Raw genomic sequence first — 14232 nt, 5'->3', positions numbered from 1 at the left:
GTCCACCTCCTAGTTCTTTTCTTCCATGGCAATTGGTTTAAAACTCTCCCAATCACTTTCATTTATTTTTATTTTCTTTCTTAGGCCAAAACCATTAATTGTTACAACATAGAATACTCGTTCACTATCTGTGCTTTGTTGTTTATTCCACCGGTAGTTACCAAGCAAATATTGAGCTTCATGTTTGATTATCACTAATGTTCCAGGCTTCGGCCTATCGTTCTTCTTATCACAGACAATAAACCTTCGGGCATCTTTGAAGCCAGCTTCTAAATTATCGAACTCAATTTGAATACTACTACCTGCCTTTACGTCATCAGGCATTTCTTCAAGGGGTATGGCATCGCTTGACTTAGGTTCTGACATGCTGGCAAATGCATTGGGGGTATAATGAACAATTTCTTTAGAACTAATCATTGCGGACAGTTGCTCGAAAATATTTTTAGGTATATTACCTCCCTCAATATTAACTCCCATCTCAATATTTTTATCTAGCGCAGCTGAAGTGAGGTTTGCGCTCGTAATAAAGGCCCTTGCTTTATCAGCAACAGCACATTTGGCATGAACCCTAGCAAAACCACCTTGAATACCTTCTCTATTTTTTCTAGGCCAAATATAAAACTCAATATTAGGCATAGAAGCAGACAATCTCTTTATAGTGCCAATGAAGTTATCTGAAGCTTCCTTGTCTTCAGACTCCAAAAGCATTTTTACATTAACCCCGCGACTAACAGCTTTATCTAAAGCAGCCTCAATAGTCGGTATATTTACTAAAACAAATGAAACTATAAATAAAGACTCTTGGGCAGAGTTGATAATATCTAACAATACTTGCTCGGTTCTTCTTGCCGGTAACAAATTAGCATCTGGTCCGGACCATACTAGCTCTGTAGATTCTTGTTCTCTTTCATTGATACATCCATATGAAGCACCAATCAACATACCTGCTAATTCGCTGCTTGAATAATCACTCTGCGCCCATAGCTGTAACAACTTATTTAAAGCAATATTAGAGCTATCTGCATTGAAAAAGCCTTTTAATGATAGACAATCTTCTTTACGAGTACTTTTTAACTTTGTAGACAAAGATTTTATCTTACTAAAGTGCTGATCTTTAACTACGTTATAAATTCCCTTTAAAAGTTTATCCATTAAACCTCATCTCCAAAGTATGAAGCACCACTATCATCCAATGTAGGAACAACTAACGCTCGATCTAAATAACGATTGTTTTTTTCACAGGACGTTTCTGCTGCGAAAGTACAGGCATGACAGGCTGCGGCATGAAGTGTTCGGTCTTTTTCGGGGTTGTGCTCTGAACAAAGAGGGTCGGAAGAACATACTTTGGCACGATTTAGAGCTTGATGAAGCAGCCTTTCCAGGTTTTCAGCCTTGCCAAGTTCAACTAAACCTCCAAGTGTGCCGTCTGAATCTGCGGCGGCTGTATAAATTAAAATTCCAGCCTGCTTATTTTCAGAACTAGTATCACCATATATTCGCTCTCTGATACTAGCTGCATTATAGCCACACTCAAGAGCTAACTCTCGAATAAGTAGATGGGCAATAGTATGCAATAAAACATACCTTATTCCAGGATATCCATCTTCAGGTGTTTTTTTCCGAGCAACTCTCCACCCTTTGTGCCCATTGAATAGTTTTTCATTGATAGCTTGAACAGCGGGTAACTTTTCCCATGTAGTGAGTGCGCTTTCATCAAACCTGATAAAGATACCCTCACCATGCACTTCACTAGCAGGAACCCAAGTTGGGGATTCATTACAAAGTGAAGCCATTGGTGGCTGTTCATCTGGATTGTTACTTTCTTCTGGCGCTTCTACTCTGGTAAAGCCAATTAAAGCATTCACTTCTCTCAAGCGCTTTAACAACAAGACGTTAGATATTTTGTTTTTATATTTTGTAGGTACCGCTGTAGCTTCGCTCAAGAAATGCGGCCAATCATTTGGTGGATTAGGGTCTATAAACACATCCCACTCAGGTCCCTTAATATCTTCCTGAGTTACAGTGTCGCCAATTTCCCCTTTATTAATAGCATCAATAACATCCCAAACTTCTTTAGGTGAGTATTGATCAATACCTGGCAAAATAGCATTTTTCACTAATATTTTTAAAATCGCCTTAACTTCCAAGACAGATTCAACGTCAGAGAAGTTATCCCAACCATCTTGTACTAATTGCACTATAGGGTCTCGAGTAAGCGGTATAGCTAAGGCTGATAAGGTAATAGGGAACCAACTATTAGTAGCACCTAATAACACGCCTTTGGCATCCTCATCACAGCTAGCATCATATTTATCAAGGTGTGGATGTCTTCCTCTACAAGCTGGTAAATTTTCTTTACCGGCCTTACCAAATGCTTGGGCTAAATTTCTTTTTGCTTCACAAGCATCGCATTTAACCCAAAGATTTTCGGTTTGCAGTGATGCTCCACTTTCGAAAAAGCGCAAAGTACCTTTACATGTAGTTTCGCCACCGTGCACATAATAACGCCAAGGAAAATCATCTAAATGACCGTTTCTACAGGCGAGTAGAAAACGGGCAGGAACAGCATCTGCATCCCTAGCAGGTTTATCACCCTCAGAACCACGGCACATCTTGTGAACGAATCGCGTATTTTCGGGCCTAAATCGATTTTCTTTTATTTCAAACAGTCCTGAATCATACTCAGCTAACATTCCGCACTTTACACAGCGCAACCATCGAGGAAAAGGTCTAACAGGTACACCGACTCTGGCCTCAGCTGAGTATGGATCAGTAGACTCTTTATTCGAGAATGGTGGCATTCTCATGCTTTCAACCTGAGGCCCTAACACTTTCTTAACAGCAGTTAGTAACCTAGCTTCGGTAATTGGAGGGCAACGGTCTTTATCCCATCGATCAATGCCCTGAGTGACCACAGATAAACTAGGCATATCGATAAGAGCGCCAGGTCCATAAGTCCATAGTAATTGGCTAGGGCGCACATCACCTACAGGCGTTTTTGTTGACTCGTATTTTTTACTACCACTCATTACGAATTCCCTTCAGTTTGATTTTTTTTCTTAACCGGTGGTTTCCACGACGGGCCTTCTTCTAACTTTTGAGTACTCATTTGTAATTTAACGCCTGGCTCAACTTCTCGCATAGACATAGGTACGGTAAACCTATCCCATTCGCTAAATCCTGGTTTTTTTATCAGCGGGACTTTTGAGTCTGCTCTTTCACCCTTTTTCTCATAAGCAACCGCACGTCCAGGCGTATTTGTTTCTTTTACCCACTCATCTATTCGTTGTTTAATTGATGCCTCGGCAAGTTGTTTTGATTGAGGGCTTTCTTCCACCTGATGAACACGCTCTGATATTGATTCAATAGTACTTTTTACAATATTTGAAGTGGTGTGAGTCAAATTAGCAGCTCCATCATTAGAGTTCAGCGTATCATCACTTAAACGCATTAAACTAACCATTGAGCCTGTTAAACCACGATCTATAGCTCGTGGAGAAAACGGTGTGACGGATTGGGCTTCCACATGCTTATAAAAAGTCGCATGATAATGTTCAAATGTCTCATAGTGAGAAAGGTCTCGTGGCCTTGACCAAGTCAAAACTGTACAAACTAATCCTGGAAAACTACGCCCGACTCGGCTTGTTGCCTGAATATACTCTGCTGTGCTTTTAGGTTGACCGTTGACCGCCATTACACCTAAGCGGTTTACATCAACACCAACAGATAGCATGTTTGTTGCTAAGACCACATCAATTGCTCGACTTTCCCCTTCATCCCACTTGGTAACATACTTACCTTCAGTTGAGTCATATTGAGCTTTAAACTTAACTTCTAATTGGTCTAAGTATTTAGGTATATCTTGACTAGATACTCGAGACGTTAATTCCCTTATGTTATTTACGCTGCGTTGCTGTAAGCCAGGGCGTTCAACTAAACTCATTTGTACTCGGTATGAACGTGTTTGCACATCATCTTCAGCCAGCCGTTTCATTCCCCCGAGTTCACGTAATGAGTTGAAGTAACCAACACTTGTCATGTATGGATCAGCTACTTGACCAAAACGTTCGAATAAGGCTTGTGATGCGGTTAAAAATGCAGTGTAAACTCGTATTAATACGGCAGGCCTAGCACTTCCTGGAGAGCAGATACCCATATAGCGGCGGCCATAATGTTCTGTTATCGGTCGTTGAACTGAGAAAAAGTTATCTTCAATATCTAAGCCATGTGGCGGAAATACTGCAACCTGTCGGTTAAATACTCCGCTTACTTGCTGCTTGGCTTTTCGGACAGTTGCAGTCGAAGCGATTATTTTAGGTCTAACTTTTTTGCCATTTATAGACCATGAACATAGCTCATCAACAGCGGTTTCATACAAACCAACCATTGTTCCCAATGGACCACTAATTAAGTGAAATTCGTCTTGAATGATTAAGTCTGGTGGACGTATCTCAGATATGACTTTAGGTTTTGTGGCTGCACCGGCTTTAGATTTCGGATGATTCCCATTGCATGAGTTGGCATCTTCCCAAACAAGCCCATGACGTTCACATTCTAACGTTGCTTTACCAAACAAGTTTTTAACTTCACCACGCCAAGCCATCATCGCAAATTTATCTACGGTCGCAATCATCATTGAAGGAGGTCGATGATACATCTCTTCATCTACAACTAACGCAGGAATACCTGGATGAGCTAACTTTGCAGATTTACCTTTAGAGAATTCACAACGGGCTTTTTTATCTCCGCAGTAAATGGCTGTTTGTAGCGTGTCTTTATTAACTTCAATATGCTTACCAGGATCGATTTGTTCACCACACCAAGGGCAACTAGTTAACTGAGCGGGTGATGAGCTACCAGCATTAAACTTTTCAGGATCCCTAATATCTTTTATAGCTTTAGCACTATCAGCAGTAGTGCCGGGTGCCACACGGTTACCAACCCATAAGCCAATTGTAAATGGGGTTTCTCCTAACCTCATTTTGCCTTTTTTTATTGCTTCGCGACGAATAACTTCCATTGCACAAATTAGCGCTGTTGCACGTTGAAACTGTTGAAGAGTCAATAACCTGAGCGTATAGCGCATTATTACGGCTAATCCTCGGCTAGCATCATAACCTCCAAGATTTCCTTGGAATCGGCGTATCGACATTGTAAATGCAGCTACACCTAGATATGCTTCAGTTTTACCACCACCAGTTGGAAACCATAATAAATCAGCAATTGAATCCGCTGACTCTGCACGGTCTTGATGTTCTGGATTAGCGATAGCGGGAATAGATAACAGCAAAAATGCCAACTGGAAAGAACGCCAAGAGTAATTTTTAGGATCCTTATTAAGCTCTTCAACTGTAATACTCTTATCCGTTCTTCGTTTGTGCGCATAAATACTCTGCACGCGTTGCTTAGCCATTGCTAAGTTTGCAAAACGAAATGCCTGTAGTGCATTGTCATCTTCAGTGTCGGCTAAAACGGCAATGCCTTCTTGTAAGCGATCATTTATTTCATTACAGCTCGCAATCGCTCTTGAGGCAGCCTCTTTATGGTCCTGTAATCCCTCTTCAGCTTTAAGTTTTTGTTCTGCTATCCAAGCGGTATAGTCAGATGTCATTTGCGTTAAGGCAACAACAAGGTCTTTTCTAGACATCGAAGCGAGCTTCATCATGTCTAAATAGCCTTCTGACATCATCTTTTTAAGCGCTGGTCTGTCACCATCACGCTGACCTGGTACTTCAGTTACTGGAACCTCATAATCAGGTATGACAACTGTTTTAACTTCTGTTGCTCTTTCAACATTATCTTTTGAAGAAGTGGCATGAACAGCAATACCATGACCGGTGGCAAATTCAACCTGGTTACGATAAACCATCTCCAATGATTCACGTTCTAAGTCTTCGCCGTCTGGCTTTAATACAGGGCGTTTACGAAAGACATCTTTATTGCCCGCATTTTCAGTGGCTGTAACAGATATCTCTGGCTGAAAAATCCAAGCAGTATCCCTATTTGATTCGGGCTCATTTTCAGTATTTACTAAAAATATAGTAACTAGCCTATCACCGTTTTCATTAGGTTTGCGAACTGTACCTTGAATGACAACTTTCGGGTTTTCTTTATCAATTGAGATTGGTGGGATTAAGCCTGTTTCTAATTGTAAGGAAATAGTTCCTCCGCAAGGAATACGCTGCCACACTTTTACTTTAGCGCCTTGAGATTCCTCGCCTGTTTCAGGATCTGTTTTCGTCTTATACATTTCATGATCATAAAAACGCTGATATCGTCCCCAACTAGCTTGAAGCTCAATCTCTTTTTCATCACCCGAAACACAAAAGGTAAATCCAATGCTTGAAGGAATAAGGGACTGATTGCTTGCAGCGTCAACCTCTTCGCTCACTTCAGGCTCTGGTTTCACATTATTTATGGGTGAGTCGCCTTTACCTGATTGCGCTTTGACGACTAGCTCTTCTGGTTCACCATCTTCATCGCCTGAGCCATCAATACCAAACTCACCACCTTTTTCTGAAGCGTCCATTGGCGCTAAACGGCCAACTAAGTAGCGATCTCGAACACTCATATCAAAAATTTGCTCATATGGACCATTCGCAGGGCCCAATAAATCATCTTTTACAGCAAATTGAAGTAATTCACGTACGTAAACATCGTCTTGAATCAAAGGTATATCAGCTAAAGTTTTACCCGTAAGTTTAGGTAGTTCCTCAGCAAACCTTGTCCACTCAATTCGAGCGATTTGTCCTGAGCGAGGGAATGAAACGATTACAGGTGATTCGACTTTTAAATACTTATCAAAGAATAATGTAGTGGACTCTATATCACTTCTCTGCCGATAAACCCTGCCTACACCTGTTAGCATATTAGCCGTATCAACGATTAATACCCAGCACCCATCTTCAACGCTAGAAAATAAAACTTTTTTACCCTTAAGCTGAAGGCAGTAATCTATATTTGAGCTCTTCTCATCATTTATTTCTCTTACCGCTATATAAGCGCCAATGCTATTATTTTTATTATGCATAATGTTCCTTATTAATTTTCAGCTTCATATCTAACTTTATTTAATAGAGATAATCTATTTAAAATATCTAATCGGGCTTTTTCGGACATTCCAAATTTAGTCCTTTTACCTTTTGGAAGGTACTCTACTTGGTGAAAGCCAACCTCTAAGTCAACTTGCTCCCAGCCATACGTCTGTAATAGCACATTATCCATCTCTGCATGTAATTCTCTCAAACCAACAATAGAATGAGTTGAACATTCAGGATCATTAAACAAGTTGTACACATTGGTTAGGCCAATTTGGAGGTCACTCATTATACTTTGTCTAAGCTCGTAATATTTTTGCCCAATGGAGCGTAAAGGACTATTTGCCTCTAAAAAGGCTTTTTCAGGGAAGGGAAATGTTTCAAAGGCATCTGATGGGCTGTATCTAAGATCATTTTTTAGTTTGGAAGAGTGTTGCCATGCATATACACTATGAAGACTAGATTGAAGCACTGCAAAATAAGCGTAATCATCAATAGGGAATACGACGATTGCCTCTGATGGAATTACGTTATTAGGTAGAAATGTAAATGCAACTGATTTACTTACTCTAGTAATACATAAAAAACGATCTAGTAGTGGTTCTTCATCATCCCAACCTTGAGGATGTGCATTAAAGAAACTCCCTCTACCTAGTTTGTGATAAAGCTCTGGACGGGGTCTTATATATTGCCACCATTTTTCCTTTGCTCCTTTGTCTTTCTTCGACTCCCTTTCTGGCTTAACTTTTTCAGTAACTATTTTAAATGGTTGCTCAAACTCCGAAGACTCATCAACAGTCCAATCCCAGAAATTAATAACCCATCTACTCGGCTTTTGAGTAGGATGTGTATTTAAATCTTTACCATTTATATATGGAAAAAGTACTTTGTTACATAAAGGCTCGTTAGCTAATATTGACATAGCTTCTTCTTGTAACATTGTAAACCCTAAACCAAGTACATATGAGCCTATGTATGACTTTCCAGCATTACTTTTTAAGACCTCAGGAGTCCAAATGTTATCACTAGTTAAAAAAGAAGAAATACTCTCGACAGGCTGACTATTTAAACAAAAACTTCCATCCCATTTGCCTTTGAAAAGATGAATACGACTTGTAATAACGGCAGCTTTACCTGGCCAAACTTCATTAGGGTATGCAGCATAAATTGACGTACCTAGATTCAGTAGAGACTCCAGACCTATTTGTCTTGTGTCACCTTCTGCAATTGAATTTACCGCTATAAAACCAAGTCCACCTCTAGGTTTCAAAAGAGTGTTAGAATTTAGGAAAAAGTATGCAACTAAATCTGCCGCACCTTTTTTTCCATTTGCTATATTTTGAACCAAATATTCTCTATAGTTTGCTCCCATAGAGCCTGAAATTTTTTGACCACCTACAAATGGAGGATTACCAACAAGGCCATCGAAGCCTCCTGAATTAAATACTTCAGGAAACTCTAAGCACCAATGAAATGCTTTTCTTCCTTTAATTTTCCCTGATAGTTCACTGCTTAAGCCTCTTCTAGCACTTTCCCTTAATGCATTTAAAGATTCTTCATCATAAGATAAAGTCTTTTGTATAAATGAAGACAACATTGAAGTATCTCTTAACTTTCCACCTGTCTCTAATGTCAAACCAATTAAAGCGTCTGCAATTAATTTAGGTAGAAACATTGTCTCTTTTACTTGCTCCTCTAGCAGTGCCATTTCATCAATATCTGATAGTACATTGATGTCGTGAGTAGCTATTTGTTTTCTCAGCTCTAAGGTTTCCGCAACCAATTCTCTTATTTTCGCAGCAAAAGGTTGCTCTTCTAATATACTTTTCTTTGTTTGAGAAGGGTTTAAATTTAAGTAACAAAGCTGATCTAAATCATGAATACCCAGTAAACTGTCACCAGCTTTTAGGTTGTGGTCTAAAAAACCAAACGGACGATCTTTAGATAAGGTAACTAACCAAATAGAGAGCTTGGCTAGCTCAACAGCCAAAGGGTTAATATCAACACCATATAAACAACGTTCAGAGATCAAGCGTTTAGCAATAATGAGCCGCTCTTCAGCATCAATAGGAATTAATTCTTCAGAATCATCATTTGTAGTATGTCCTTTAATCGTAACTAAAAGGCCACCGTCTTCAGCTATTAACCATGATTCGCAAACACGTTCAGATAGCCACCGACATACTTGAACGAGAAAAGCTCCCGACCCCATTGCAGGATCACAGATCTTTAAGTTAAGCAATTCTTCTGGTGATTTGAGCTGCCACTCTTCTCGAGATTTTCCTTGAGCAGGCCCAACATAAACAATTGGCTCAAGTGTTTCAGTAACAATAGATTCAGTTAATGATTTAGGTGTGTAATGCGAGCCTGTTTCTCGTCTATCAGAGCCTGTACTCAGCATATATGCATCTTTAGGGTATAGGAGAGGATTCCCCCAAGCATCAAACCTTAAAAAGTGATAATAAGGTTTGATTCGCTGACATAATTCAGCATCGTTGTAACAAGCAACCAGAAGTTTATCTAGATCTGCATCGGTAACTTCTTTTTTTAAGTCATTAGTAATACGCGAAGCTGAACTTGCTGTACGTTCTTTTAATAACTTCTTAAGAGCTGTTTCCCCATCCAATGAAGCTGATGCAAGTTCGCCCAAATATACCCAAGGTTTTTTACAACTTTTACTTCCTGAGAGTTCTAAGGTTACATCAGGCGCACGCTTTACTGTTTGCTCTAATAAGCCTTCATAAACATAACCTATCTGCTCTACGTCGAGTGCTCGATAAGAAAGTGTTCGACCTTGATATAGCTGAATTGCATCTAGAAACAATAGAACGGTTCTGTTATCAATGGGTAGTGGTTTGGCTTCGTCTTCAAGCCAACTACTGCCTTTAGTTCGACCTTCTAAAAACGGAAAGCGGTCAGGATCAAATAACGAACCACCTAATGCTGGCATCCGCATATTTTCATGCTCAACACCTGCATAAACAGACCTAAAAATTGCTAATAAGCGAGCCCATGCATTCTTACGATAAGAGAGTACTTCATCACCGTGTAAGCTGGCTTCTTCTCGTAACTTAGCTCGCAAAGTTGATAAAGCATAATTGGCTTCATACGCTTGGTCCCCCAAAAGTAATAAGCCACGTTCTTCTGCACATAGCAAAAATACCAAACGCATCATTAACGTTAAGCCTGCTTCGTATAACTCTTCTGGTTCTATACCTTCAAGCAATTTTCCGTGATGGTCGTGATTAATTCTATCAATTGATTGAATAAGTACTTCTACAGCACGACTAACTTGAATTCCGAGCGTTTGAGTTACATCATCTTGGTGCTGTAAAGACTCATCAATTAGTTCAGTTAGGCTTTTGGCTTCATCAAACCCATTAAAAACTACACCTATATTAAATAAGCTATAAAATGCTTTTAATGTAATGGGCTCTAGCCCCCAAAGCCTCGCATACCAGCTTGCATAAGTTGTTATGCCTCCAGCAGGGGCATCAATCAACATCCATTGTTCACCGTTGGTAATAAGACCTAGCCTTGTATCCAACCCTCGACATAAATGAGCCATCCGTTCAGCAGGGCTTGTTGACCAGCTATCTCCTCGCAACACCTCACTTAGCTCGGTCCCTGGTGCGTAAGTTTGCACCAACATATACGGTTTTTCTTCGTCATTAGTGATAACGGCATATTCTGGTATAAGTGTAACGTGGTGTTCAGCCACTGAAACTTGGAGTGAGAGTGCTAGTTGAGAGCTACCTTTTAAAGTATCTCCGTCTTCATCTTCATCAAGCTCTAGACCAAATTTGAGCACCCAGCTAATCCATTGATGGTGAATTTTGTCTTTTATCTTTAGATCTTGCTGAGCATCACTATCAATAACTTCTCGCCATTCATCATAGGCCTGGCGAAATTGCTTTTTTTTAACAGGGTCAACTTTTTCTAACCCTTGTGGAAATGCTTGATTAAGTATTGGTTCGGCTAAAAATGGACCAGATACTTCAATAAGTGACAGCCATTCGGCGTGTTGATTTGTAGAATACGCCATTAGTCAGCCTCACAAAATTTTTCAGGTACAAGAAACGTAACCGCAACAGGAAATGTGCGATCTATATAGTTGGCATAGCGCTTTTCTATAGCATCTGTTTCAGCTTCTTTATCTGCTTCAATTCTTTTTTGTCTTGCTTCAATGGCGGCCTTATCTCTTCTTACCTCAGTTCGTTCATCGTCTCCAAATAAGCTCAATTGATCATGAATAACACCTTCGAAAGCTAACTCAGTTTTTATGGCATTATCTAATTCATCTAGAACCGTTGTAATATCTTCAATTTCTTTGTTTTTTTGACGCTCTAAGGTGCTTTCCAAATTATTAAGTCGCTCTTTTGATCGAGCTTCTACAGACTGGTAAATCGAATCCTTATACTTGGCAAACCTAAGTTGAAGTGCCTCTTTAGTTTCATCAGAAATTGTGGCCGGTTTAGAACTCTCTAACCATTCATTTATTTGGTTTACACCACGCTCTCGGTTATAACCGTTATTCTTTAAATAGCCACCTGCATAAGTAATTTCTTCGTGAAGGCGATTGTGAGTGCCACCAACAATTACAAGCCTTGAAGCAACAATCGCAACAGCATTCTCTAGTTGATCATTTGGTAAACTTCTGACGGTTACTCGATGCAACTTGTCATCTTTTTCCCAGACTCGACTTCTAAGGAGCCTCAAACACATTTGTACTAAACGATGATTTAAATGAACCAAGACGACATCGTCTCTTCCTTTGGCAACATTATGATCGAATGTTATAGGTCTAATTGTTTTTGTATGAGGGTGACGTAAGCCTTTGTTACATGGTGCCCAAGAACCTGTAAATTCAGGCATTATAAAGATGCTACCATCTGGTGTATTAGCAAGGATAGAAGGCTTAAGAAGTGGTTTTTGAGCAACTTCTAGCGCTGTTTGCACCGCTGCAATTATATGCTCTGGCGTTAAGTGGAAGTCTTCTTGAGTCGAGACTAACTGCTGATGAAGGCGTTTAATTTTTTCCTGTAAATCTTTTTCGGCTCGAATAGCTTTTTTTGCTTTAGCTATTTTTGCTTCTGCTTGCGCTGTATTTAACTCATTCCTACGCCCTTCAATCAGCCCAGCCATTTGTGGTGCGATTACAGGGTTTACGCTCCCCATATCTTCGCGCATTGATTCAAGCTTTGTAAGAGCCCGAATAATATCGTCTTTATTACCACCAACAGTGTTGCTATCTCCAGGTTTTGCACCAGCGTCTACAGGGTGCCAAATAAGTATTTCATTGGCTTTCTGACCGTGACGGTCTATCCGACCGTTACGTTGTTCCATTACATTTGGGTTATAGGGTATTTCCAAATGAATTAGGCAATTACAGTGATTCTGTAAATCAATACCTTCGGAAGCTGCATCTGTTGCCAATAAAATTCGTACATCAGATTGCTCAGGTTGGGTTTGGAAAGCTGCTTTAATCTCTTCGCGCTCTTCATGGTCCATTCCACCATTTATTATGGCAAGTCTCTTACCTGCATAACCTTTTTCAGTAAGAATTTTCTCAAGCCATTGTTGAGTGGTTCGGTATTCCGTGAATAATATGACTCTCTGGTTATTCCACTTGTTATTAGTTTTTAAGTTATTGTCTATCCAGCGACAAATGGCGTCAGCTTTTGAATCCGTCTGATGCTGCGCTATTTGTGCCCAGTTTCTTAATTCATTCAATAATGCTCGTTGCTCTGAAGTAATAGGGCCACTTCGGTTAGTAGCTTCCTCAATCGCTTCTTCTTGTGCAATTTCTACGTCTTGATCATTAGCATAATCTTCCTCGGCTTTAAGTATTGCCTTACGTAGAATACGATCATCCAACACATTAACTTTGTTAGCGCTTGAGTTGCCATTAACAGTATTTATGTGCTTTTCAAGAGTCGATGCAAAAGAGGCTGGAGAAGAAAAAAGTCTTTTTTTAAGCAAGCCATTTACAAATTTTGTTGCCATTGCGTTTTTAGCATCAACATTTGAATCTTCGCGGCTTTCAGCATAATCATCTAATACTTTATGGATTTTTCGTTCAAGTTCTGTGTAGTTAACTTCTAAAGCCTGAAGCTTACGCTTCGGGTAAAGCGGTTGGCCCTGTTCATCAACAAGATCTGTTTTTAAACGCCTTATCATTACTTTTTGTAATTGCTTTTCATCTGGCAGGATGTTTCGTGAAAAGCGTTGATCATCTAATATTTCCAACAATGAAGTAAAAGATTCTGTGTAACCGTTATGAGGAGTGGCAGTTAAAAACAACTTATGCTGAAAGTGAGGGGCGATCTCTCTTATGACTTTTGTACGTTGACTCGCCATCGCGTACTGGGCTGAACCCGATGGGGCTATATTGTGCGCCTCATCAATAACCATCATATCAAATTTACGAGGGTAGGTAGCTTTGACAGGGATGGTTTCTCTTAAAAGTCTTAAACCTTCGCCACTCTTAATCCAGTCTTGGGATACTATTAGTCTTGGAAATGAAGTCCATGGGTTTGCGTGAATACCACGCTCTCGACGAAGATTTTTGACATAATCGGTATTAACGATTTTAAACTCTAGACCAAACTTCTCCTGCATTTCATCTTGCCATTTTAATTGCAGTGATGCGGGACAAATAATTAATACTGTTCGAGCTCGATGACGCAGCAACATTTCTTGGATTACAAGCCCAGCTTCAATCGTTTTCCCCAAGCCGACATCATCTGCTATAAGAAGATTTACGCGAGCCATATTGATAGCTCTTACAAGCGGGTCTAGTTGAAAATTTTCAATGCTTACACCACTTCTAAATGGCGCTTGTAGAAAACCTCTATCGGCATTTGTTACAGCCCCCCAACGTACCGCGTCTAAAAATGCATCTAGCTTATTAGCATCATCAAAACCTGTAATCTCTGGTAATCCTGATTTTTCAATGATGTGAGCACCTGGCTCTATTTCCCAGATGACATCTAGTTCTTCACCTAGGGCATCTTCATCAATAGAAGATAATTTTACGTAGCTCTGTTGCTTTTGGGATGAATTTGATAGTTGTGATGATTTAACATCACCGACAATCCATTGCCTTTTTCTGACTTCGACCAGTTGCCCTGGCTCTGGTGAAATTCTTAGAGGTAAGTTAATTTCTGCAACGCTTTCAGGCATTGAGTTTTTC

At 39.9% G+C, this 14232-nt stretch carries 5 protein-coding genes; all 5 read right to left on the bottom strand.

Going from position 1 to position 14232, the window contains the following annotated elements; all coding sequences use genetic code 11:
* Positions 1–9 precede the first annotated feature (9 nt).
* Genes drmC through drmD form a run of 5 tightly spaced genes read right to left on the bottom strand, consistent with a single transcriptional unit; the run spans position 10 to position 14222 of the window.
* Positions 10–1152, bottom strand: coding sequence for a DISARM system phospholipase D-like protein DrmC (gene drmC / locus ACSFVZ_RS00170; RefSeq protein ID WP_435557885.1), 1143 nt, complete (start codon positions 1150–1152; stop codon positions 10–12).
* Positions 1152–3029, bottom strand: a complete 1878-nt coding sequence (gene drmB / locus ACSFVZ_RS00165) for a DrmB family protein (protein ID WP_435557884.1) — start codon at positions 3027–3029, stop codon at positions 1152–1154. Before drmB ends, drmC begins: the two co-directional genes overlap by 1 nt.
* Positions 3029–7030: a DISARM system helicase DrmA gene (gene drmA, locus ACSFVZ_RS00160; protein WP_435557883.1), complete on the bottom strand. Its 4002-nt coding sequence runs from the start codon at positions 7028–7030 to the stop codon at positions 3029–3031. The genes drmB and drmA overlap by 1 nt, the downstream gene beginning before the upstream one ends.
* An 11-nt stretch (positions 7031–7041) precedes the next feature.
* A complete protein-coding gene (locus ACSFVZ_RS00155; RefSeq protein WP_435557882.1) occupies positions 7042–11082 on the bottom strand; it encodes an Eco57I restriction-modification methylase domain-containing protein in 4041 nt (1346 codons plus the stop codon).
* Positions 11082–14222, bottom strand: a complete 3141-nt coding sequence (drmD, locus tag ACSFVZ_RS00150; protein WP_435557881.1) for a DISARM system SNF2-like helicase DrmD — start codon at positions 14220–14222, stop codon at positions 11082–11084. Before drmD ends, ACSFVZ_RS00155 begins: the two co-directional genes overlap by 1 nt.
* Between the last annotated feature and the right edge of the window lie 10 nt (positions 14223–14232).

The organism is Pseudoalteromonas nanhaiensis (genome assembly GCF_051235485.1).
Taxonomy (GTDB): domain Bacteria; phylum Pseudomonadota; class Gammaproteobacteria; order Enterobacterales; family Alteromonadaceae; genus Pseudoalteromonas; species Pseudoalteromonas lipolytica_C.
This window is presented reverse-complemented; position numbering and strand designations above follow the sequence as displayed.